This window comes from Micromonospora sp. C41 (assembly GCF_018070485.1).
GTDB classification, from domain to species: Bacteria; Actinomycetota; Actinomycetes; order Mycobacteriales; family Micromonosporaceae; genus Micromonospora; species Micromonospora chalcea.
Genome location: NZ_JAGPXP010000012.1, coordinates 20,604 through 43,373, shown reverse-complemented (window position 1 = coordinate 43,373; position 22,770 = coordinate 20,604). Strand labels below are relative to the sequence as shown.

The window sequence follows — 22,770 nt, the reverse complement described above, 5'->3', positions numbered from 1 at the left end:
GGGCGCGAGCCCGGGTGGGGGTGTTCCGGCGCGGGTACGGTGGGTTCATGGCGCAGTTCGTGGACTGGGATCTGGCCGCCGCGACAGCGGGGGCGCTGAGCAAGTCGGGCCCCCGGGTGTCGTACGCCGAGGCCACCGACGTGGTCGGCGACCTGCGCCGGCTGACCGAGGAGGCGGCCGGGCACGTCGCCGACTACACCGGCCTGCGTCCGCAGGTCGCCCACCCGCCGGTACGCGTGGTCGACCGCCGGGACTGGGCCGCGGCGAACATCGCCGGGCTGCGTGAGGTGGTGTCCCCGCTCGTGGAGCGCCTCTCCGGCGACAAGCGGCCGGGCGCGCTCACCGAGGCGATCGGCTCCCGCGTGACGGGCGTGCAGGCCGGCACCGTGCTGGCGTACCTCAGCGGCCGTGTGCTCGGCCAGTACGAGGTGTTCGCCGGTGACCCCGGCCAGCTGCTGCTGGTGGCCCCGAACATCCTCGAGGTGGAGCGGAAGCTCGGCGCGAACTCGCGCGACTTCCGGCTCTGGGTGTGCCTGCACGAGGTCACCCACCGCACCCAGTTCACCGCCGTGCCGTGGATGCGCGCGTACTTCCTCGGCGAGGTGCAGGCGTTCGTGGACGCCTCCCAGGGCGGCGAGCACCTGCTGGAACGGCTCCGCCGCGGCGTGGCCACGCTCTCCGACGCGGTCAAGGACCCGGAGAGCCGGGCCAGCGTGCTGGACATCGTGCAGACCCCGGCCCAGCGCGCCGTGCTGGACCGGCTGACCGCGCTGATGACGCTGCTGGAGGGGCACGCCGAGTTCGTGATGGACGGCGTCGGTCCGCAGGTCATCCCCAGCGTCGAGTCGATCCGGGCGGCGTTCAACCGCCGCCGCGAGTCCGGCAACCCGCTGGAGAAGGCGATCCGGCGGCTGCTCGGCATCGAGGTCAAGATGCGCCAGTACGCCGAGGGTCGCAAGTTCGTGCACGGCGTGGTCGACCGGGTGGGGATGCCGGGCTTCAACAAGATCTTCTCGTCGCCGCTGACGCTGCCGCGCCTGGACGAGCTGGGCGACCCGGACGCCTGGGTGAACCGCGTACACGGGCCCGCCGGTGCCACCCCGCCCCTCGGCTGACCCGCCCGGCCCGGGTGGTTCGCCCAGTTCGGTCGGTGCGCTGAGTTCGGCTGGCTCGGTCGTGCCGGGCGGTCCCGCCGGCTCGGCGGATCCGGCTGGCTCGGTGGATCGCCCCGGCCGGGCTGATTCCGGCGCGCGATCGCGCCGCTCTCCGTCGCCCGCTCCCGCCGTCGCCGCCGTGCGGCTCGCCGTACGCCGGACGCTGACCGGCCTGCCCGGCGCCGGACCGGTGCTGGTGGCCTGCTCCGGCGGCGCCGACTCGCTCGCGCTCGCCGCCGCCACCGCGTTCGTGGCTCCCCGCCTCGGCCGCCCGGCGGGCCTGGTGACAGTCGACCACGGCCTGCAGCCCGGCTCCGCCGAGCGGGCCGAGGCGGTCGCCGCCTGGGCACGCTCGGCCGGGCTCGACCCGGTCGAGGTGCTTCCGGTACGGGTGGACGGCCGGCCCGGCGGCCCCGAGGCGGCCGCCCGCGAGGCCCGCTACGAGGCGCTGGCCGCGGCGGCCCACCGGCACCACGCGGCCGGGGTGCTGCTCGGGCACACCCGGGACGACCAGGCCGAGACGGTCCTGCTCGCGCTGGCCCGGAGCGCCGGGCCACGAGGGCTGTCCGGGATGCCGGAAAGTCGTGATCTCGACGGGGTATCCCTGCTGCGCCCACTTCTCGACATCCCACGTGCCGACACCCGGGACGCCTGCGCCGCGCTCGGGCTCGACCCGTGGGCGGACCCGCACAACGCCGACCCCGCGTACGCCCGGGCCCGGGTCCGGTCCGACGCGCTACCGGCACTCGTCGACGCGCTCGGGCCGGGGGTGGTGGCGAACCTGGCCCGTACCGCCCGCCTGCTCGCCGCGGACAACGCCGCGCTCGACGCGCTCGCGGACGCCGCGCTGGCCGACGTCCGGGCCGACGGCCGTGCGCTCTCCGTCGACGGGCTGGCCGGGTTGCCGGCCGCAGTGCGTACCCGGGTGCTGCACACCTGGGCCCGCGAGCTGGGCGCCGCGCCGGCCGCGCTGTCCCACAGTCACGTGGCAGCGCTGGACGCCCTGGTCACCGATTGGCGCGGCCAGGGCCCGGTGCACCTGCCCGGCGGCCACCAGGTACGCCGCCAGGCCGGTCACCTCCTGCCCTGACCGGTGATCCAGCCGGGTTCGCGCCGCCACTCCGGCGGCCTGGCGCCCCGCGGCGTCTCGCCCCTCCCGCCTCGCCTCGCCTGGCGGTGATCAAGGACTTTGTGTCCACTTCACGCCTCCGGCAGCCCGCAAACTCCTTGATCACGGGTGCGGCGCGGGAAGCGGGCCCACCCGGGGGGTGATCATGAGGTTGACGGGGAGGAAACGGACGAAATCCACGGTCAATTCCATGATCGCCGGGGTGGGCCGGGCCGGGGTGGGCCGGGGTGGGCCGGGTGGAGCGGGGAACGTCAGGCGGTGGTGCGTTCGCGGAAGGTGGTGCGGTAGGCGAGCGGGGTGGTGCCGACGCGGCGGGTGAAGTGGTGCCGTAGCGCCGCCGCGTCGCCGAAGCCGGCCTGCTCGGCGACGCCTTCCACGCTCAGCGTGGTGTCCTCCAGCAGGTGCCGGGCCAGCAGCACCCGCTGGTTGGTCAGCCAGTCGTGCGGGGTGGTGCCGGTCTCGGCGCGGAACCGGCGGGCGAACGTGCGCGGGGCCATGCCGGCGCGCGCGGCCAGCTCGTCCACTGTCACCGGGTGGCGGAGGTGCCCCATCAGCCACTCCAGCACCGGTTCCAGGGTGGGCGCCTCGGGGGCCTTCGGGATGGGCGCCTCGACGTACTGGGACTGGCCGCCGTCGCGGTGCGGTGGGACGACCATCCGGCGGGCCAGCCGGGTGGCCACGGCGGAGCCGTGCTCCTGGCGTACCAGGTGCAGGCAGGCGTCGATGCCGGCGGCGGTGCCGGCGCTGGTGAGCAGCCGGTCGTCCTGCACGTAGAGCGAGTCGCACTGCACCTGGGCGGCCGGGAAGCGTCGCTGGAGCTCGTCGGTGTAGCGCCAGTGGGTGGTGCAGGCGCGCCCGTCGAGCACGCCGGCTTCGCCGAGGACGAACGCGCCGGCGCAGACGCTGAGCAGCCAGGCTCCGCGGTCGGCGGCGCGGCGCAGCGCGGCGAGCACCGGTTCGGGCACCGGGGCGCCGTCGGCGTGCGCGGGCACCGCCACCAGGTCGGCGTCCTCGACCACTGTGAGGTCGGCGGTGGGGGCGAGCAGGAATCCGGAGCGGCTGCGGACCGGGCCGCCGTCGGCGGTGCAGACATCGAATCGGTAGCTGGGGAAGCCGTCGGCGGTGCGGTCGGTGCCGAAGACCTCGGCGAGCACGCCGAGCTCGAACGCGGCGACCTGGTCCATGACGATGACGGCGACCGAGCGGAGCATGTGACGAGGGTAACCCGACCGGTGGCAGTAAATCGATGCCCAATGACATTCCTGCCACTGTCCGTATCGGTCGGTGGCTCGCAGAATCAATGGTGTCCGGTGCGCACCGGCGGCGAAAACCGTCTCAACCATGCGAAAGCGAGCGCCGCCATGACCGTTCTGTTGTTCCTGCTCTTCCTGCTTCTCCTCATCGGGGCCAGCGCCTTCGGGCTCACCGCCGACACCCGCGACTCGGCCGACTGGAAGCCGAGCGACGACGGGCAGCGCTGGCGCTCCCGTACCTGCTGAGGTGATTTGTTCAGATCGCGCCGAAAATCCCCGGCGGGACCGCGCCAAAAGGAGCGGCCCCGCCGACGGCCGCCGTGGGGCGTACGGCAGGCTAGGAGCATGGCTGACGGCTCCTGGTACGACGCCGACATCGACCACGTGATCATCTCGGAGGCCCAGATCCGCGACAAGACCGCGGAGCTGGCCAAGCAGGTCTCGGCGGACTACGCGCACGTCGAGGACGGCCTCCTGCTCGTCTGCGTGCTCAAGGGCGCGGTCATGTTCATGGCCGACTTCGCCCGCGCGCTGGGCCGCCAGGGCCCGCCCGCCGAGCTGGAGTTCATGGCCGTCTCCTCCTACGGCCAGGGCACCACCTCGTCCGGCGTGGTCCGCATCCTCAAGGACCTGGACCGGGACATCGCCGGCCGGCACGTGGTGGTGGTCGAGGACATCGTCGACTCCGGTTTGACCCTGTCCTGGCTGCTGCGCTACCTGGAGTCGCGCTCCGCGGCCAGCGTCGAGGTGGTCGCGCTGTTCCGCAAGCCGGACGCGGTCAAGGTGCAGGTTCCGGTCAAGTACGTCGGATTCGACATCCCCACCGAGTTCGTCGTGGGCTACGGCCTCGACTTCGGCGAGCGCTACCGCGAGGTGCCCTACGTCGGGGTGCTCAAGCCCGAGGTGTACGCCCGGGCGTGAGTTCCGCCGAGCCCTTCGTCAGCGGACATTCAGCGGGCTCTCAGCCTTCCGGTCTACGGTAGGGGCCGGTGACGTGGAGGCACCCTCCACGCCCGACCCCTCGAACCGCTGACCGTGCGGTATGGGTGGGCCGGGTGCGGAGCTCCCCGCCACGCCGGCCCAAACCCGGGTTCGCCCTGCGCGTAAGTGACGGGCTCGCAAGCTCGCTCGTCGCGCGTACGGTGTACCGTCGAATGACCGTGGTGCGGCAGTTTGCGTGCCCCGGGGGTCGGGCCGGCCCGCACGGCGGCCCCGGCCGCCGCTCAAGGCGGCGACACCATTCAGACGGTCAGGACGTCGATCAGGAGGATGCGGGCGCCTCGGCACCCGACAACAGCATGGAACGTACGCGTTTCTTCCGCCGACCGGTGGTCTGGATCATCCTGGTCATCCTCGGCGCCGTTGTGCTCAGTCAACTGTTCACCGCTGGTCCCAGCTACCACCGGGTGGACACGTCCGTCGCGCTCGACCAGCTCAACAAGGGCGGCATCGAGAAGGTCGTCTTCCAGGACAAGGAGCAGACGCTCCAGCTCGACCTGAAGGACAAGGCCAAGTTCGGCGACGACACCACCACCGACAAGATCGAGGCGCAGTTCCCGTACGAGGTCGGCGGCCAGGTCTGGAACCAGGTCCGCGAGGCCGAGGCGGCGGACCGGATCACCGGCCCGGTCGACACCAAGGTGTCGTCGGACAGCATCTGGGTCAGCCTGCTGGTCAACCTGCTTCCCATCGCGCTTCTCGTGCTCCTGCTGCTGTTCTTCATGTCGCAGATGCAGGGTGGCGGCTCGCGGGTGCTCAACTTCGGCAAGTCCAAGGCGAAGATGATCACCAAGGACACGCCGAAGACCACCTTCGCGGACGTGGCCGGGGCCGAGGAGGCCGTCGAGGAACTGCACGAGATCAAGGACTTCCTGCAGAACCCGGCGAAGTACCAGGCCCTCGGCGCCAAGATCCCGAAGGGCGTGCTGCTGTTCGGCCCGCCCGGAACCGGCAAGACGCTGCTGGCCCGCGCGGTCGCCGGCGAGGCCGGGGTGCCCTTCTACTCCATCTCCGGCTCCGACTTCGTCGAGATGTTCGTCGGCGTCGGCGCCAGCCGTGTCCGCGACCTGTTCGAGCAGGCCAAGTCGAACGCCCCGGCGATCGTCTTCGTCGACGAGATCGACGCGGTCGGCCGCCACCGTGGCGCCGGCATGGGCGGCGGCCACGACGAGCGGGAGCAGACGCTCAACCAGCTTCTGGTCGAGATGGACGGCTTCGACACCAAGGGCGGCGTGATCCTGATCGCCGCCACCAACCGGCCGGACATCCTCGACCCGGCGCTGCTGCGCCCGGGCCGGTTCGACAGGCAGATCCCGGTCGACGCCCCCGACATGGAGGGCCGCAAGGCCATCCTGCGGGTGCACGCCAAGGGCAAGCCGTTCACGCCCGACGTCGACCTCGACGCGGTCGCCCGGCGTACCCCGGGCTTCAGCGGCGCCGACCTGGCCAACGTGATCAACGAGGCCGCGCTGCTCACCGCCCGTAAGGAGCAGCGGGCGATCACCAACGACTCCCTGGAGGAGTCGATCGACCGGGTGATCGCCGGCCCGCAGCGCCGGACCCGGGTGATGAGCGACCAGGAGAAGAAGATCACCGCGTACCACGAGGGTGGGCACGCGCTGGTCGCCTGGGCGCTGCCGCACGCCGCGCCGGTGCACAAGGTGACCATCCTGTCCCGGGGTCGCTCGCTGGGTCACACGCTCGTCCTCCCGACGGAGGACAAGTACACCCAGACCCGGGCCGAGATGATCGACACCCTGGCGTACGCGCTCGGTGGCCGGGCGGCGGAGGAGCTGGTCTTCCACGAGCCGACCACCGGCGCCGGCAACGACATCGAGAAGGCCACCCAGCTGGCCCGCGCGATGATCACGCAGTACGGCATGAGCTCCAAGCTCGGTGCGATCAAGTACGGCACCAGCGGCGACGAGCCGTTCCTCGGCCGCAACATGGGCCACGAGCGGGACTACTCCGACGCGGTGGCCGCCGAGATCGACGGCGAGATGCGCGCGCTGATCGAGCTGGCCCACGACGAGGCCTGGGAGATCCTGGTGGAATACCGGGACGTCCTGGACAACATGGTCCTGGAGCTGATGGAGAAGGAGACCCTCTCCACCGCCGACATGGCCCGCATCTGCGCCCGGGTGGTCAAGCGCCCGCCGATGGCCCCGTACCACGGCTTCGGCAAGCGTCAGCCCTCCACCGAGCCGCCGGTGCTCACCCCGGCCGAGAAGGAGGCGCTGGCGACGCAGGCCCGCGCCGACGCGGCCGCCTCGATCGGTGGTTCCAGCTCGATCGGTGGTTCCAGCAACAACTCGGACGGTACGCACTGAACAGCGATCCGACGACGGCCGGCTCCCCGCACAGGGAGTCGGCCGTCTCCGCGACCGAGCCCGACGGCGACGACGCGCTCGACTACGTGGCTGCGCGCCTGATCAGCGGAAAGCTGACAGGCGGCCCGGTGGAGGACAGCGTCGACCTCGCCCGGATCGAGAAGGCGGTGCGCGAGATCCTCATCGCGGTCGGCGAGGACCCGGACCGCGACGGCCTGCAGCAGACCCCGGCCCGGGTCGCCCGCGCGTACGCCGAGCTCTTCGCCGGCCTGCGGGTCGACCCGGCGCAGGTGCTGCGCACCACGTTCGAGGCCAACCACGAGGAACTGGTGCTCGTCCGGGACATCGACGTGATGAGCCTCTGCGAGCACCACCTGCTGCCGTTCCGGGGCAGCGCGCACATCGGCTACATCCCCGGCCCGGACGGCCGCATCACCGGCCTGTCCAAGCTGGCCCGGCTGGTCGAGGTGTTCGCCCGGCGGCCGCAGGTGCAGGAGCGGCTCACCTCGCAGATCGCCGACCTGCTGATGTCCAGCCTCGCCCCGCGCGGCGTGATCGTGGTGCTGGAGTGCGAGCACATGTGCATGGCGATGCGCGGCATCCAGAAGTCCGGCGCGAAGACGATCACGTCCGCGGTGCGCGGCGGCCTGCAGAACGACGCGAAGTCGCGGGCCGAGGCGATGGCGCTGATCATGGCGCGCTGACCCTCGACCGACACCGACGGCCGCGTACTCCCGCCCGGGAGACGCGGCCGTCGTCAGCTCGGCAGCATGGCCAGCAGCAGGCCGGCGGCGGTGAGCACGGCCGGGATCAGGCAGACCAGGGCCCCGAACCGGGGCGTGCGGTCCACCCGGTCGGTCGGACGCGGGCGGAAGAGCCGCCCCACCGCGAGCCAGCCCAGCATGAACGCGACGGCCGGCAGCGGCAGCCCCACCAGCAGCGCCAGCACCGTCACCGCCCCCGGCCCGGCCACCGCGTACAGCACGAGCTGGAGCAGCGGCACCACGAGCGCCAGCGGCCCGTACACCAGCAGGTTGCGCGGCCGGGACGGCCACCGCGCCAGCCGGGGCAGGCCCCGCGCGGCTAGCGTGTCGTCCGCCGCGTCCGCCCAGCCCCCGGCGGCGCGCAACGCCGCCAGCACCGCCGACGGCCCACCCGCCATCGACCGGGCCGCCTCGGTCACCTCCGGCGGCGTCGGTACCAGCGACAACGCAGGTACGCCCAGCTCACGCAGCCGGGACTGCTGCGACGCTAGCCGTTCGCGTACCGCTGTCAACTCCTCGCGGGCCGCCGCCACCGACCGCGCCTGCTCCCCGGCGGCGGTGGCCGCCGCCCGGCGTACGCCGTCGAGCGCCCGTGCGGCCGCGACGTACTCCGTCCAGGCCGACTCGGCGGGTTCCGCCACTGTTGTCGGTCCGCCGTTGCGGGGCCCGGGCACGGTCGTGCCGGTCTCGCTCATGCCGACCCCTCCCCGGCGCCGAACGGCACAAAAACGGTGCCCTGCTCGTCCGGGCCGTCCCAGAGCATCGCGCGACCCGGCCGGGGCCGCCACCAGACCGGACGGTCGAAGAGCTGCTCCAGCCGCCCGCCCGGCACGTCGGTGACCGCCACGGCGGTGAGCTTGTCCAACTCACCCTCCGGGCCGAGCAGCCCGGCCAGCGGCGCCGGCGTCCGCCACCAGCCGAGCAGGTGCCGCCCGGCCGGCGGGCCCTCCAGCAGCAGCGACCGCAGCAACTCCGGCGGCAACTCGGTGGCGTCCGGCACGTCCACCCCGAACACCACCAGGTAGCCGGGCTCGTCCGACGCCATCGCGGTCCGCAGCCCGGCCGCGTCGACGGTCTCCACCCGATGCCGCCCGGCCAGTTCGGCGGCCAGCACCCCGGCCGGCTCGGCCGACCCGTTCGCCAGCGGCGCCAGCACGAACCGGGCCGCGCCCGGATGCGCCGCCGCCGCGCTGCGGACCGCCGTCACCAACAGCCGCTCGGCCTCCTCGTCCCGGCCCAGGACGGCCAGGTTGCGCCCGGCGCCCGGCCCGAGCGGCACCGTCACTGTGGAGCGCCGCACGTCCACCCCCCGGCCCAGCAGGGCGGCGGGAGCGTGGGCCCGGCCGGCCAGCGCGGCCCGGTGCCGCGGGTCGTTGGCGAGCAGCGGGCGGGCGTACCCGGCGAACACCACCGGCGGCGTCGCCGACTCGCCCCGCGCCTCCCAGAGGCGTCGCCGCAGGCCGGCCAGGACCTCCGGATCCTCGTACGGGTCCGGGAAGCGGATCATCCGCTCATGCCCGCGGGTCGCGCCGCGCGGACCGCCCAGACCGCCCGCCGTGTTCACCACCGCGCTGCCCACCGGCAGCCCGGCCGCCGAGTCGTTCGCCGGCTCCAGCACCGCCGAGCCGCCGGGCAGTGCCACCCGCACCGGGAACTGGCCGAGCAGCGGATCCCGCGGGCCGCCGATGCCCAGGTCACCCTCGCCCGCGAGGACCAGGTGGATGCCGTACGACCGGCCGGCGCGGGCCAGCGCGTCCAGCCGGGCCAGCAGGTCGGCGGCGAGCCGGTCCCGCTCGCGCAGCACCAGCGGGAAGTTGTCGATCACGCAGACGATCCGGGGCAACGGCTGGTGCTGCCGCAGCTCGGCGTAGCGCTGCCCGCCGGCCCGCCGGGACGCCTCTTCGCGGCGGCGCAACTCCGCCTCCAGCTCGCCGAACAGGTCGGCCACGTACTCCCGGTCGGCCGCCATCGCGGCGGCGCGCACCTGCGGCACCCAGGAACGGTCCCGCTCGGTCTGCAGGAACTCCACGAAGGACTCGCCGTCGGCCAGGTCGGCCAGGTAGAGCGCCAGCTCGTCCGGGCCGTACCGGGCGGCGAGCCCGAACAGCGCGTCGGTCAGGAACGCCGACCGGCCGGCCTGGCCCCGGCCACTGACCAGCCAGTGCGGGGTCAGCTCGGTGAAGCCGAGGCTGACCGGGCGCCCGGCGGCGTCACCCACGGTGGTGCTCAACCCGTCCGCCGAGCCGTCGGTCCAGAAACCGTCCGCCGGGAGCAGGTCACCCAGCGAGAGGCGGGAGCCGTCCTCGATCTGCCGGACCAGCCGCGCGCACACAGCGGCGACCAGTTCGGCGGGCGGGTCGTCGTCCAGGAACACCGGCGAGTTCAGCCCGCCCGGCGGCTCCGCGCCGGGACTGCTGAACCCGGCGCCGGGCGGGTCGCCGACGAGCGCGTACGCGGTGCGGACCGTGATCGCCGTGGCGCGCGGCAGCGGACCGCCGTCCGGCCAGCCGGCGACCACCAGATGCAGCCCGGCCCGCGGCCCGCCCTCGGCCAGGCCGGCGAGCCGGTCCAGGTCGGCAGTGGTAGTACCCTCCGGCAGCGCGGCCACCACGAGCAGCAGCGTCCGGTCGTGCGCCCGCTGCCGGGCCGTGCCGGCGGCCACCCACTGCTCCGCCTCGGCCAGCACCGCGCGCATTCCCGCGAGGTCGGTGGCGGGCGGGGGCAGCAGGCCGGCGTCGGCGAGCGGCGCGTACCCGGCGAAGGTCTCACCGGAACCGCCGTCCACCGCGCGAGCCAGCAGCGCTCCCGCCGGCGTCGCCGCGAACACGCGCAGCAGCAGCGCGCGGAGCAGCCCCGCCACCCGAGGGTCCGAGGCGTCGGCGTCGAGGCTCACGTGACCACTGCCGAACAGGGGCGCGAGCGCGGGGAACCGGGCGTCGTCGAGCGGCGCGGCGGTGCCCATCCGGACCAGTGGCGGCGGGCCGTCACCGGGTGGCGTCGCCGCGGTCAGCGTCTCCAGCGGACCGCCGGCCCAGCCCGGCGCGGCCAGTTCAGCAGCCGCGCGCAGACGCTCGGCCAGCTCGTACTGCCGGTGATGGTCGGCCGGCGCGGGCCGGATCTCGTCGAGGATGCCCGCCGCCGCCGTCGCGGCGGCCTCGGCCCGGCGGTGCAGCGCGGCGGCCCGGCCGGCGCGCGCCTTCGGAGTCGCCACCGCGTCCACCTCTCTTCCCGAGGCCGACATGTCCTCCCCGAGGTGTGACGGTAACCCAGCCGGGGGCCGTCCACCGGGATGTCGGTCGGCGCGGTGAGCTGGTCGGCGGTGAGCAGCCTCACCCCGCCGCCGGGCGGCCTCCGCCCGGCGGTTCGCCACGATCCGCCGGTTCCAGGCATTGGGTACGCGACGCGCAGCCGATAGCCTCAGGAGGTGGAATCAGTGCAGCCCCCCGCCGGTTCCCAGGTGTCCCGAGTACCGGCGCAGCGGACCCCGCCGGAGCAGTTGGCGCCTCCCGCGCCCGCTCCCGCGCCGGTACGCCCCAAGCGGTCGCTGCGGACGGTCGTCGGCGTCGTCGCGGGGGTGCTGGCGCTGCTGTGCACGGGTGGAGCGGTGGCCGGATTCGTGCTGTACGACCGCGCGACAGCGCCGGACCAAGGCTCTCCCGAGGTTGTCGTCGCGAGCTACATCCAGTACCTGGTCGACCAACGCAATGACGTGAAGGCCTCGGAGTTCGAGTGCCGAAACGACACCGACCTTGACGATCTGCGATCGCTCCGCGATGACCTCGTCGCACGGGAGCAGCGGTTCAACACGACGATCTCTGTCAGCTGGGAGAACCTCAGCGTTGAGCAGACGGGGGACAAGGCTCAGGTGCGGGTGGACCTGGTGATCTCAGCGGTTGTGGATGAGATCCGCCAAAGCGATCGCCAGACTTGGGTTTTCGAGACAAGGCGCCAAGGCGGCTGGGGCGTGTGCTCAGCGCAACGCGGCGCCTGATCCAGCTACTCCAGCCAGAGCACGTGCACCGGTATCTCCAGCGTGGTCGGTGCCTGGCCGCGCCAGGCCCACCGGTACCACTCCAGTTCCGGCGTGACCCGCACGCAGATGTCGCCGTCCGCCCCGGAGTAGGTCTCGGTGACGGCGCGCAGGTCACGCCGTTCCACGCCGTTGTCCACGTGCACCACGCGCCGGCCGGTCACCGCGTCGGCCTCGAACACCGGGGTGGGCGGCCGGCGGTTCGGGGCGTCCAGCGAGACCAGCCGGATTCCCGAGGGGGCTGGTGCGGTCGGCGGGGGTCGCTCGCCGATCGTCTCCACCCAGACCCGTTCCACGGGCACCAGCGGGGCGAACACCTCCACCTGCTCGGATTCGGCCCGGTACCACTCGTGCTCGGGGATGACCGGCACGTAGGTGCGGCTGCCCTGCACCACGCGCTCGTCAGCCCGCAGGTCCCCGCGCCAGCCGAGGCCGGGAAGGCCGACGAGTACCCGCCGGCCGCGCAGCTCGGTTCCGCTCGTGGCGGGCACCGTCTCGACCGGCCGGGGCGGCAGCGGTGCCCAGTCCGGCCGGTCGGCGAACGGGTCGGGCAGGGGGTTGCTCATCCGCCCGGCCTCACTCGGTCTCGCCGAGGGGCGCGCCCCGCTTGCGCATGAAGGGCACCGGGTTGTCCGCGCCGTTGCTGGACCGGTCGCCGTTCCTGTGCACCTCGAAGTGCAGGTGCGGGCCGGACGAGTTGCCGCTGCTGCCGGAGAGCCCGATGACCTCGCCCGCCGCGACCGACTGACCCGGCACCACCCGGGGACGCTCGACCATGTGGCAGTAGCGGGTGATGAACCCGCCGGCGTGCAGGATGTCCACGAACCATCCGCAGCCGCCCTTGTTCGGCCAACCGTCCCGGTCGCAGTCCTTCCGCCCGGCGCTGTCGGGATCGCAGCGGGCCACCAGCACCCGGCCCGCCGAGGCGGCGTGGATCGGCGTGCCCTTCGAGGCAGCCAGGTCCACGCCGTGGTGGCTGGGACGGGCGGTGGTCCGGAAGCCGGAGACCACGCCGCCGGGCAGCGGCGCGGTCCAGCCGGAGGCGGCGATCCGGTCTCCGGCCGCCGCGTCGCACACGGCCTTGCCGGCGATCTCCACGGTCCGGGCGGCGCCGCCGGCGAGCGCGTCGACGATGCGTCCGGCCAGTTCCTCGTGTTTGGCGTAGGCATCGGGGTAGGCGCTCACCTGGACCTGCTGGGCCACGACGGTGAGCGGGCGCTGCTGCCAGTTCGGCACCTTCACCATCTTCTGGTAGAACTTCCGGGCCGTGTACGAGGGCGTCATCCGCTGCTCGACGCTGCCCCACCCGGGCCGCTGCTGGAACAGGCCGAGCGAGTCGTGGTCGGCGCCGACCCCTTCGTGCGGCAGCGCCAGCGACGCCGGGACCGTGCTGTTCGCCAGGTTGCGCAGCGCTGATTCCTGCATCGCGGTGGCCAGCGCGATCACCCAGCCGCGCGCGGGGAGCTTCATGTCCTGGCCGACCTTGATGATGACCGCGGCGTTGCGCAGCTGCCGCTCGCCGTACTCGGCGAAGCGCGGCATGTCGCCGGTCAGGTTCACCTGGTAGGTGGGATCGCAGTTCAGGGCCGCGAGCTTCGGGTCGTCCTCGTCGCCGCCGAGTTCGGTGAGAAGGAAGGCGCCGGCGCCGCCGACGCAGCAGAGCAGGGCGAGCACGCTCGTGACGGCGGTGGCGACCACGCCCAGGCGCAGCTTCCGGCGGACCTGTCCGGCGACGGCCGAGCCGGCGGTCACGACCGCTCCCAGTCGACGGCGTCCACCAGCCAGGGGCCGTCCGGCGCGACGAGTTCGAGCCGGAGCGTGCCGTTGTCCAGCGGAACGAGCGCCTCCACGAACGACTCGGTGCGGGGCCGGAGAGTAGGCGCGCCTGTCGTCTTCCGTGCCGGCACTGTCTCCGGGTCGGCGTCTGTCATCTTCTCCGCCAGCGCGGGGGTGGAGAGCGGTCGAAGCCGGGCCTGCCAGGCGTCGCCGGTGCTGCCCGGGCCGCTCAGCCACGCGGTGGTGAACCGCCCGGCGACCTGCTCCGGCGTGGCCTCGCCCGGCCGGGTCTTCGGGGCGACAGCGGTCGGCGGGCTGGCCAGCACGCCGTCGTCACCGGCCTCCGGGTCCGCGGTGCTGATCGGCTGGCTGGGCCGGCCGGTCAGGCCGAGGCCCGAGTCGCCGGGCCCACCGACCAGGCGGGCCGCGCCGATCACACCGAAGACCAGCACGGCGATCACCAGGGCGATGCCGAGCCTCGACCGGAGGACCCGGGTGAAGAGGAACTCCAGCGCGCGCCGCACCGGACTCACCGGGCCTCGGAGCGGATGCGCGGCGCCGGCCGGGCCGGGGCGGTGCCGCGGCCCGCCGAGTCCGGCCGGTAGACGGCGTAGGACGGTGCCTCCTCCGGCACGTCCGGCTCGGTCCAGGTCGACGGCGCGCGCCGGGGTCGGGGCGCACCGGCCGGACTCCCGCCCGGCCGTCCGCTCGCGGGCGCCCCCTCCGGCCGTTCCCGCCCGTCCGGCCGCTCCCGTTCGGCCGGTGTGGCGCTGTGTGCCGGATCCTCGTGGCGGGCCTCCGGCCGGAGACTGCGCTGGTCGGCGGTGACGGTGCGGCGCTTGCCGATGGTCGGCTCGTTGGTGCCGCCGGGCTCGGCCACGTCCAGCCGCGCGGCGATCCGCATGTCCCGGAAGAACCGGCGGTGCCAGGAGCCGGCCGAGCTGACCGCCTCGCTGCTGTCCTTGCCACCGAGCTGGGTGATCCGGCGGTACGGCCGCAGCAGCAGCCAGCCGACCACGCCACAGAGCCAGACCAGCACCACCTGGAGCCAGCCGGGCAGCGTGGCGGTGTTCATGATCAGGTCGACGGCGAAGAGGTAGATGGCCGCGCCGGTGCCGAAGATGGCGATGTTGAAGACGGCGGCGACCACCGCGTTCGCCAGCCGCCGGAGGCCGGCGCTGGCCGGGCGCATCAGGCCGACCGTGCCGAGGATCGGCGCGGCGATCACCGCCCAGCGGAAGATCAGGAAGCCGAGCAGCACCAGCAGAGACGCGGTGAGGTCGAACATGGCGAACAGCACCGAGGCCAGCACCGCGATGAACCCGGCACCGATTCGATCCATGTCCCGCGTGCCCTGGAGGTACTCGTACGCCTCGGGGTCCTCGGTCTTGATCTGCTCGGCGACCTTGGCCCACTGCTGCTGCTTGGCCTTGATGACGACGTCGCGAGTGGCGGGCTTGGACCGGATAGCCTCCGCCTCGCCCCATGTCAGTGACTTGGCGTCGTACAGGGCCGGGCCGTACTTCTTCGCGGTCTCGCTGTCCGCCGAGCCGAGCACACCGCGCAGCCAGTTCCGGTAGAGCATTGTCTCGGTCGCCGTGTCGCTGGCGCGCACGGCGGGTGGTCGCTTGTCGACGCAGGCGCTCGGGTTCGGCAGCGCGCACTTGTCCGGCGGAACGGTCTTGGAGGAGGGGCCGACCGCGTCGTGCACCACGCCCAGTGTGGTGATCAGCGTGCTGTCGGCGATGTTCGCGGACTTGACCGGCCAGGCGGCCAGCGCGGTCACCGCCACCATCACCAGCAGCGCCCAGCCCGCAGTGGTCATCGCGTTGCTCATGTCCGACTGGCGGGACCGCCAGAGCAGGTAGAGGCCGACCACGCAGACCGTGATGATGCCGAAGACGCTGAACACCTTCTGGTAGACGGCCTTCGTGGCCTGCTCCACCAGCGGGTCGGCCCAGCTCCACATGGTGCGCGGATCCCAGGCGCGCTCCCGCAGCGCGTTGGACGCGCCGATCACCGCGTTGGCGAACATGAACTCGCCGTTGGCGACCATCGTGGTGAAGCGGTAGTCCGGATGCAGCACCGAGGAGGCGCAGCCCCCGTCGACGTCGTACGTGTTGTAGCTGTAGCCGGCGTACCCGTAGTCGCTGTAGAGGCCCTTCGGGCCGGGCTCCTTCGCCGAGTCGGGCCGGGACGCGAACCAGCCGGCCAGGCCCGAGTCCGGCGCGGCGGGCACCGGCGCGTTGCGGCACTCGACCTGGTCCTCGCTGACCGCCTTGAGGCGGCCGACGCAGGCGCGGAAGTCGGCCTGCCATTCCTTGGTGCTGCACAACTCGGCCCGCGCCTGGGTGACCGGCGCGGCGGCGTACGCGGGTGTGGCCGCACCGATCACCGGCCAGGAGATCGTGGCCCCGGCGAGTACGCCGAGCGCGAGGAGGAGCGCCGCGATCCGTGCCCTCGCCATGTCACGCCTCCAGGTCAGCCAGGACGGTCGGCAGTATCCCGGCGGCCTGGGCGACCGCGGCGGGGGTGGTGTCCAGGTGCTCCAGCAGCCCGTCGACGTACGACACGTCGACCCGGACCTTCTGCACGCGACCGTCGACGTCGCGCATGACGAACTCGCGGAAGCCGAGCCGGTTGGCCGACCCGCTGTCCGCCTGGGAGAGCGAGGCGAGTGTGGCCTCGTAACCGTCGTCGACGGGCACCCGCAGCAGGCGCAGCGCCTCGGAGGCGATCTCGCTGTCCTCGGCGATCCGGCCGACGAAGACGGTGGAGACGAGGTTCTGCACGTCGAGGCCGAGGATGTCCTTCGGGTTCTGCGAGGCGACGAGCGCGGCGAGGTTCCACTTGCGGGAGTCGCGGGCGAGCCGGACCAGGAACGACCGGCCGGAGCGCCAGCCCTCCATGAAGTGGGCCTCGTCGAGGCCGACCAGTTTCCGGGAGGACATCGACCCGCCGTAGCAGCGGCGTACGGCCAGCCGGTGCGCGGTGTGCAGCATCGGCAGCGCGAGCGCCTCCTCGGCCGACCAGTACTCCCGTTCGATCTTGAGGTCGGGGAGCCGCAGGCCGGCCATGGTGATGACGGTGAGCGCGGCGTCGGCGCCGAGCAGCCCTTCCGGTGGCCGGCCGAAGAAGAGCATGGCCAGCGGCATCTCGGCGGTGTCGAGCAGCAGGTGGGCCAGCTCGCGGCCGGCGTCGTCGTCGAGCCCTTGCAGGCAGGTCACCACGTCGTCGAGCGTGGAGGTCTCCTCGGCGGGCACCTGGCGTACGGCGTGCCGGAACAGCGTGGCGGTGGATGCCTCCCGGGCCACCTGCGGCGGCACCAGCATCATGCAGATGTCCTGCACGAGCATCCGGCGCTCGGCGCGGGCGTTCGACACGGCGATCTCGAACTCGCGGTCACCGGCCGCCCCGGCGCCGAACTCGGTGCGCAGCGGCGTCGGGATCAGCGCGTACGGCGCCAGCGTGCCCTGCTCCGAGCCGGTCAGGTTGAGAACCCGGGAGTACGGGGCGAGTTCGGGCATGGCGCAGAGCCGGGCCAGCGGGCCGGACGGGTCGAGCAGCGTCACCTGCGCGCCACGGCGCGCTGCCAGGTAGCCGAGCGCGCCGAGCAGCGTCGACTTGCCACCACCGGGTTCGGCGACGAAGACGGCGAGGCCGGAGCGTTCGCGTACCTCCATCGGGAAGTGCAGGTCGAGGAAGACCGGACGGCGGCAGGTGCCGGCGGTACGCCCGATCAGGTCGCCGCGCCGGTCGCCGACTGTGGACGCTGCCTGCGGCAGCGCGGCGGCGAGCAGGTTGACCGGCATCCGCCGGACGTAGCCGGTGTTGGCGATCGGCTCGCCGGGGATGAACTCGCGGGCCAGCCAGTCCTGGTTCTTCGGGTGCTGGAGCGAGATCCGCAGCTCACGGGAGTAGAGCTGGATGAGCCGCCGGGCCCGCTCCAGGCACTCCTCCCGGGTCCGGCCGCCGACGGCGATGCGGTGCCAGCCGTGTGCCCGGGCCGAGTCGACGGGCAGGCCGGTGGTCATCTCGTCGCCGATCACCAGCGCGCGCTTGGCCAGGCGTTCCAGCTCGGGCGGCGCGTCGATGCCGTGCTCGGCGTAGTCGAGCTGCTGGGAGCGGATCATCCGCAGCCGGTGTTCGAGGTTCCGGAACGAGTCGTTGGGGCCGAGGATGTCGACCCGGGTGGACAGCTCCATCGGCCAGGGCAGCCGCTCGTGGAAGTGCAGCCAGGGCTCGTGCCGCTCGGGGATCTCCAGCGGCTCCATCCGGCCGACCGCGAGCACCGCGACGTGGCGTTCCTCGCCGGTCATCCGGTTGACCAGCTTCACCGTCGAGCCGTACGGGGTGCGGTAGCGCTCCACCTGCTCGGTGAGGGCCAGCAGGTCGCCGCGTTCCCACCGGCCGTTGGTGATCGGGGACAGGACGCCGGGCGGCGCCATGCACAGCGCCACCGACCGGTAGAGCAGCCATTCCAGTTCGGGCGCGGTGACCCGCCGCCCGCGCATGCCGAACGCGCCGAGGACCTCGTCGAACTGCTCGACGGTACGGCTCAGCCGGCGCCGCTCGCCGTCGGCGGTGCCCCGGCCGAACGTGCGGAGCAGTCGTTCGGTGAGCGAGTCGCCGAGCGACCGGCGGGCGAACGTGACGCCGAGGTAGGTCTGGCCCTCGGCGTGGTTGACCGCCATCAGGTGCCGCTGGGCGGCGACCAGGTGGTCGGCCCAGCCGGTGGTGCCCGGTACGTCGGGCAGCGGGGCGGCGGTGTGCGCGTCGATGGTGCGGGCCCACTCGTCGGCCGGGAAGGGCCGGGTGGTGCGGCGCAGGTGCAGCCGGAACCCGGCGAGTCCGGCGTACTGCTCGGAGATCGCCGAGAGCAGTGCCTCGCGTTCGGCGTCGGGCCGGAACGCCCACCGCACCTCGGGCAGCCAGTACCAGGCGGTGACGGTGTTGGGGGTGAAGGTGAGGTGGCCGGCGATCTCGGTGATGGCCAGCTCGACCGACGGGTCCCGGTCACCGAACTTGATCTTCGGGGCGCGGACCCGGACCGGCTTGGTCGGCCGGTTGCGGCGTTCCGGCGTGCGCTGCCGGGGCGGCGCGACCTCGCGGTGCGCCGGACGGCCGACCTCCCGCGACGGCGCGGCGCCGGTCGCGAGCGGTTCCGCCGGAGCGAGATCCGGTTCCCGGTACTCGGCGGGCGCGGGTCCGGGCGCGGCGATCTGCGGGGGCGGTGGGAGTGCCGGCTCCGGCTCGGCCGGGGGCCGGAGCGCGGGCAGCCGGTCACCGGCCTGCTGCGGCACCCGGCTCCGGGACGGCGGGGGCGAGGCGAGCGCGGCCGGCGGGTCGGGCAGGGCCGGCTCGACCGGCAGCGGTGCGGCGCGTGCGGGCTCGGGCCGGGGGCGTCCGACCGCGCGTACCCCAGGGGTCTGCTCGCGGGCCGGGGGTTCCGGCTCGGCCCGCGGCGCGGGCTCGACCGGCGCGGCGTGCTGGTGCGGGATCGGCAGGGGCTCACGGCCGACGCCGCGGCGGGGCGGCGCCACCACCGGCTCGACCGGCGGGGGCGGGGTGGGGGCGGGTCGCCGGACCCGGGGCTGCGCGCCGCCGAAGAGGTCGAGGAAGGGCGAGTCGATGTCGCCGTCGGGGCGTACCGGCTCGCGGGGCGTGATCGGTCGCGGCGGTTGGAAGACACCGACCCGGCTGTGTCCCGGGCTGGTGACGAGCGCGCCGTCCAGGACGACCTCGTCCAGATCCTCGTCCGGTGGGTAGTCGAACGATCGCTGACGGTTACCATTCGGCCCGGCCGGACGCCCGGCCGGGGAACCCGGCGTGGAAGAGCGACTCATGCGACCGCCTCACCCGCGTCGTTCGTCTGCACGGTTGTCGTACGCCCGGTCATGCCAGTTCCTCCCGGATCCTGATCCGGCTCGCGACGAGCCGCGGATCCCGCTGCTCGGTGGCCGGTTCCCGGGTGCGTCGCCAGTCGGTCAGCGCGGTCCGGATCACCATGCGCGCGGGCCGGTCCGGGTCGACGTACCGGAAGATGAACGAGGTCGTCACGATCGCCAGCGAGATCTCCCAGGCGGGGAAGAGCTCGACCTGGAGCGTGAACAGCCAGTGGATGAACATGTAGAGGGGTACGAGCAGCATGAACAGGCCGTACTGGGCGTACGGCAGGTGAACGGGAAGGGTGTACCCGGGCGGCCCCAGGTAGACGAGGCGTGCCCGGTAGATGTCGTCGTCGGTGCGCAGCCGCATCGTCGCCCAGCGTCCTACTCGAAGATCAGGTTGATCAGGTAGTCGCCGACGAAGAAGAGTGTGGCGGCGCCGGCGATGAAGGCCAGGCCGATGATGGCGATGGCCGAGCTGGTCAGCACCTTGGAGATCTCACCCCGGCTGGCCCGGCCGATGAAGATCACCCCGAGGACGGCGAGCAGGATCGGTGCGATCTTGCTGGCGAAGAAGGTGACGACGTTGTCGGTGTCGATGCCCTTCGGAGCCGGCTCGGCGAGTGGAGTCGACGCCAGGGTGTGGAGCGCGTGGTCGACGGCGCTCAACGCCGCTGCCATGAGCTCGATGGCGATCACTGGAAACCTCCCCAAGGTCGCGGCCGGCGGTGCCGCGTTGGTGCAAGTAGGCAAGCCTGGCGGGATGGTGCTCGGCGGACACGGAAGTGGTCAACGCTGTGTCCGTGACCCACCACGCTGGGTGGTGAGTTTTGGGCGGATTCTTCCCGCTTCGGCCCTCCCTCCAGGCTTCGCCATCTCGATGCTGGGCAATTCCAAAGCGTACGGCCCGGCCACCTTTGCGACAAGCCGCGAAGAGTCGACCGTGAATCGCCCGGAAGACCGATCGTACACCTGTTCCAATCCGCATGTCAGGGCTGCTGCGTCGGCGGCTCGCCCGGTCGCCGGAAGCCCCGCCCACGAGCGGTACTGTCGGCTCCGTGACCGATCTGGTACGGGCGGAGACCCCGGTGGTGATGGGCGTCCTCAACGTCACGCCCGACTCCTTCTCCGACGGCGGCAGATACGCCGATCTGGACGCGGCAGTCGCACACGGGGTGCGACTTCGCGCCGACGGCGCCGACCTGATCGACGTGGGCGGCGAGTCCACCCGGCCCGGCGCCGAGCGGGTCGACGCGGAGACGGAGACCGCCCGGGTGCTGCCGGTGGTCCGTGAGCTGAGCGCCGCCGGCATCGTCGTCAGCATCGACACCAGCCGGGCCCGGGTCGCCGAGGCGGTCCTCGCCGCCGGCGCGTACCTGGTGAACGACGTCTCCGGCGGCCTCGCCGACCCGGACATGGCCCGGGTGGTCCGCGACGCCGGCTGTCCGTGGGTGCTCATGCACTGGCGGGGACACTCGCGGGAGATGCGCGAGCTGGCCACGTACACCGACGTGGTGACCGAGGTCCGGGACGAGCTGAGCCGGCGGGTCGACGCCGCGCTCGCCGCCGGGGTGGCCGCCGACCGGATCGTCGTCGACCCGGGTCTGGGCTTCGCGAAGACCGCCGCGCACAACTGGGCGCTCAGCGCCCGCCTGCCCGAGCTGGTCGACCTGGGCTTTCCGGTGCTCTTCGGGGCCAGCCGCAAGTCCTACCTGGGCCGGTTGCTCGCCGACGCGGCGGGCGAGCCGCGGCCCACCGCCGGGCGGGAGGCCGCGACCGTCGCGACGAGCGTGCTCGCCGTCGCGGCCGGCGCCTGGGGGGTACGCGTGCACGACGTCCGCGGCACCGCCGACGCGCTCGCCGTCTGGCAGGCCACCGGCAGCCCCCGTCTCGCCACCGCGACCGGCAGGCGGCCCGCGACCGCGTCGCCGAGGGCGGCGGAAGCGGCCACCGGCGCGAGTGGAGGCGACAGGTGACCGACCGGATCGAGCTGACCGGCCTGCGCGCGCACGGCCGGCACGGCGTCTACGACTTCGAGCGCGCCCAGGGGCAGGAGTTCGTGGTCGACGCGGTGCTCGAACTGGACCTGGGCCCGGCCGCCCGCTCCGACGAGGTGACCGACACCGTGCACTACGGGGAACTCGCCGAACGGCTGGTCGCGGTGATCACCGGCGAACCGGTGAACCTCATCGAGACACTCGCCGACCGGCTGCTCGCGGTCTGCCTGGCCGAGCCGCTGGTCGCCGCGGCGACGGTGACCGTGCACAAGCCGGAGGCACCGATCCCGCACGCCTTCCGGGACGTCGCCGTCACGATGAGGCGTACCCGGTGACCCGGGCCGTGCTGTCGATCGGCAGCAACCTGGGCGACCGCCTCGGCCACCTGCGCGGCGCGGTGGCCGCGCTCGGCGACCGGGTCCTGCTGGTCTCCGGTGTCTACGAGACTCCACCGTGGGGGGACGCGGACCAGCCCGCGTACCTGAACGCGGTGGTGATGGTCGCGGACCCGGCGGCGACGCCGGAGGACTGGCTGGCCCGCGCCCGGGCCGCGGAGGCGGCGGCCGGGCGGGCCCGCGACCCGGAGCGGCGGTACGGGCCGCGCACGCTCGACGTGGACGTGATCGCGGTCTGGGACGACGCCGGCCAGCCGGTGCTCCGCGACGACCCCGAGCTGACGGTGCCGCATCCCCGGGCCCACCTGCGCGCGTTCGTGCTGCGCCCGTGGATCGACGTCGAGCCGCACGGCCGGCTGCCCGGGCACGGCTGGCTGACCGATCTGCTCAACGCCGAGCCGCTGGCCGGTGACGCCCTGGAACTGAGCCCACGACCCGATCTGACGCTAGAGTCGGACACATGACCCGCAGGAGCGTGGCCCGGCAGTGGCGAGCTGAGGAGGCGCGGTGAGCACCGACCGCTCCCCGCAGGGGCCCGACCGCTTCCGGATGGGGCCGACCCGGGCCTCCACGCTCGTGGTGGCCGGCCTGGCCGCCGCCGCGGTGGCCTGGCTGCTGATCAGCGGCTTCTACTACGACTTCGCGCCCGACCTGCCCTGGCTGCCGGTGATCACGCTGGCCGGCCTGGCCGTGCTGGAGGGCTACGCGGCGGTGAACACCCGCAGCCGGATCGAGCGGCGGCCCGGCCGCGAGCCGGTGAACCCACTGCTGGTCGCCCGGTTCGTGGTGCTGGCCAAGGCGTCCGCGCTGGCCGGTGCCATCTTCGCCGGCTTCTACGCCGGCCTGACCGGCTGGCTCTTCGTGGAACGGACCAATGCCGCCCAGGGCGATCGGCCCGCCGCGCTCGGCGGTCTGATCGCGTCGCTCGCGCTCGTCGCCGCCGCGCTCTGGCTGGAACGCTCCTGCCGGGTGCCGGAGCAGGAGGACGACGAGGACCGCGAGCCGGGCGACCGCGAGACGCCGCGCGGGCGTCTCTGATCCGGGGTTCCCCACAC

Annotated in this window: 21 protein-coding genes; 11 read left to right on the top strand and 10 right to left on the bottom strand. The window is 73.5% G+C overall.

From position 1 onward, the window contains the following. Positions 1-47: 47 nt before the first annotated feature. Positions 48-1,115 (top strand): zinc-dependent metalloprotease, encoded by a 1,068-nt coding sequence (locus tag KBX43_RS15210; protein WP_043330860.1) that lies wholly within the window; start codon positions 48-50, stop codon positions 1,113-1,115. A gap of 178 nt (positions 1,116-1,293) precedes the next feature. Then, complete coding sequence (gene tilS, locus KBX43_RS15205) at positions 1,294-2,244, top strand: tRNA lysidine(34) synthetase TilS (protein ID WP_210885028.1); 951 nt, start codon at positions 1,294-1,296, stop codon at positions 2,242-2,244. A gap of 290 nt (positions 2,245-2,534) precedes the next feature. On the opposite strand, the gene KBX43_RS15200 is transcribed toward tilS, so the two are convergent. Beyond that, entirely contained in the window at positions 2,535-3,494 is a 960-nt protein-coding gene (locus tag KBX43_RS15200; RefSeq protein ID WP_064446790.1) for a GlxA family transcriptional regulator, read from the bottom strand. Between the two features lie 150 nt (positions 3,495-3,644). On the opposite strand from KBX43_RS15200, the gene KBX43_RS15195 reads away from it, so the two are divergent. The 4 genes from KBX43_RS15195 (at position 3,645) to folE (ending at position 7,569) form a co-directional block, all read left to right on the top strand. Beyond that, positions 3,645-3,782, top strand: a complete 138-nt coding sequence (locus KBX43_RS15195; RefSeq protein WP_166457512.1) for a hypothetical protein — start codon at positions 3,645-3,647, stop codon at positions 3,780-3,782. 99 nt (positions 3,783-3,881) lie between these two features. Beyond that, a complete protein-coding gene (gene hpt, locus KBX43_RS15190; protein WP_013288988.1) occupies positions 3,882-4,457 on the top strand; it encodes a hypoxanthine phosphoribosyltransferase in 576 nt (191 codons plus the stop codon). A 377-nt stretch (positions 4,458-4,834) separates the two neighbouring features. Then, positions 4,835-6,865 (top strand): ATP-dependent zinc metalloprotease FtsH, encoded by a 2,031-nt coding sequence (gene ftsH, locus KBX43_RS15185; protein WP_043327886.1) that lies wholly within the window; start codon positions 4,835-4,837, stop codon positions 6,863-6,865. Positions 6,866-6,951: 86 nt separating this feature from the next. After that, positions 6,952-7,569, top strand: a complete 618-nt coding sequence (folE, locus tag KBX43_RS15180) for a GTP cyclohydrolase I FolE (RefSeq protein ID WP_013288986.1) — start codon at positions 6,952-6,954, stop codon at positions 7,567-7,569. A gap of 53 nt (positions 7,570-7,622) precedes the next feature. Here folE and KBX43_RS15175 read toward each other — a convergent pair whose 3' ends face one another. Both KBX43_RS15175 and KBX43_RS15170 read right to left on the bottom strand, forming a co-directional pair. After that, complete coding sequence (locus tag KBX43_RS15175) at positions 7,623-8,324, bottom strand: hypothetical protein (protein ID WP_064446789.1); 702 nt, start codon at positions 8,322-8,324, stop codon at positions 7,623-7,625. Further along, positions 8,321-10,849 carry an FtsK/SpoIIIE domain-containing protein gene (locus tag KBX43_RS15170; RefSeq protein ID WP_210885020.1) on the bottom strand — a complete coding sequence of 843 codons (2,529 nt, stop codon included), beginning with the start codon at positions 10,847-10,849 and terminating at the stop codon, positions 8,321-8,323. The genes KBX43_RS15175 and KBX43_RS15170 overlap by 4 nt, the downstream gene beginning before the upstream one ends. Before the next feature lie 213 nt (positions 10,850-11,062). Between KBX43_RS15170 and KBX43_RS15165 the strand changes: the two genes are divergently transcribed. Then, positions 11,063-11,620 carry a hypothetical protein gene (locus KBX43_RS15165; RefSeq protein ID WP_043327889.1) on the top strand — a complete coding sequence of 186 codons (558 nt, stop codon included), beginning with the start codon at positions 11,063-11,065 and terminating at the stop codon, positions 11,618-11,620. Positions 11,621-11,625: 5 nt separating this feature from the next. Here KBX43_RS15165 and KBX43_RS15160 read toward each other — a convergent pair whose 3' ends face one another. From KBX43_RS15160 to KBX43_RS15130, 7 genes are read right to left on the bottom strand one after another with little or no spacing between them, the layout of a single operon-like run. Continuing rightward, positions 11,626-12,225 carry a hypothetical protein gene (locus KBX43_RS15160; protein ID WP_064446787.1) on the bottom strand — a complete coding sequence of 200 codons (600 nt, stop codon included), beginning with the start codon at positions 12,223-12,225 and terminating at the stop codon, positions 11,626-11,628. Positions 12,226-12,235: 10 nt separating this feature from the next. Then, positions 12,236-13,411: a M23 family metallopeptidase gene (locus KBX43_RS15155; protein ID WP_064446786.1), complete on the bottom strand. Its 1,176-nt coding sequence runs from the start codon at positions 13,409-13,411 to the stop codon at positions 12,236-12,238. After that, a complete protein-coding gene (locus KBX43_RS15150; protein ID WP_064446785.1) occupies positions 13,408-13,968 on the bottom strand; it encodes a hypothetical protein in 561 nt (186 codons plus the stop codon). Before KBX43_RS15150 ends, KBX43_RS15155 begins: the two co-directional genes overlap by 4 nt. Further along, positions 13,965-15,902 carry a hypothetical protein gene (locus KBX43_RS15145; RefSeq protein WP_064446784.1) on the bottom strand — a complete coding sequence of 646 codons (1,938 nt, stop codon included), beginning with the start codon at positions 15,900-15,902 and terminating at the stop codon, positions 13,965-13,967. Before KBX43_RS15145 ends, KBX43_RS15150 begins: the two co-directional genes overlap by 4 nt. Before the next feature lies 1 nt (position 15,903). After that, the gene (locus tag KBX43_RS15140) at positions 15,904-19,281 is read right to left on the bottom strand and encodes an ATP-binding protein (RefSeq protein WP_113973583.1); all 3,378 of its coding nucleotides are present in this window, start codon (positions 19,279-19,281) and stop codon (positions 15,904-15,906) included. Between the two features lie 49 nt (positions 19,282-19,330). Beyond that, entirely contained in the window at positions 19,331-19,693 is a 363-nt protein-coding gene (locus tag KBX43_RS15135; RefSeq protein WP_013288977.1) for a hypothetical protein, read from the bottom strand. 14 nt (positions 19,694-19,707) lie between these two features. Then, on the bottom strand, positions 19,708-20,022 hold the full coding sequence (locus KBX43_RS15130; RefSeq protein WP_113973582.1) for a hypothetical protein: 315 nt from the start codon (positions 20,020-20,022) through the stop codon (positions 19,708-19,710). A 359-nt stretch (positions 20,023-20,381) separates the two neighbouring features. Here KBX43_RS15130 and folP point away from each other — a divergent pair, with 359 nt between their 5' ends. The 4 genes from folP to KBX43_RS15110 all read left to right on the top strand — a co-directional run bounded on the left by folP (position 20,382) and on the right by KBX43_RS15110 (position 22,753). Beyond that, entirely contained in the window at positions 20,382-21,299 is a 918-nt protein-coding gene (folP, locus tag KBX43_RS15125; RefSeq protein WP_166457517.1) for a dihydropteroate synthase, read from the top strand. Next, entirely contained in the window at positions 21,296-21,655 is a 360-nt protein-coding gene (folB, locus tag KBX43_RS15120; protein ID WP_043327897.1) for a dihydroneopterin aldolase, read from the top strand. The genes folP and folB overlap by 4 nt, the downstream gene beginning before the upstream one ends. Beyond that, positions 21,652-22,179, top strand: coding sequence for a 2-amino-4-hydroxy-6-hydroxymethyldihydropteridine diphosphokinase (gene folK / locus KBX43_RS15115; RefSeq protein ID WP_043327898.1), 528 nt, complete (start codon positions 21,652-21,654; stop codon positions 22,177-22,179). Before folB ends, folK begins: the two co-directional genes overlap by 4 nt. An 85-nt stretch (positions 22,180-22,264) precedes the next feature. Beyond that, positions 22,265-22,753 (top strand): DUF3180 domain-containing protein, encoded by a 489-nt coding sequence (locus KBX43_RS15110; protein ID WP_104114026.1) that lies wholly within the window; start codon positions 22,265-22,267, stop codon positions 22,751-22,753. The last annotated feature ends 17 nt before the right edge of the window (positions 22,754-22,770 follow it).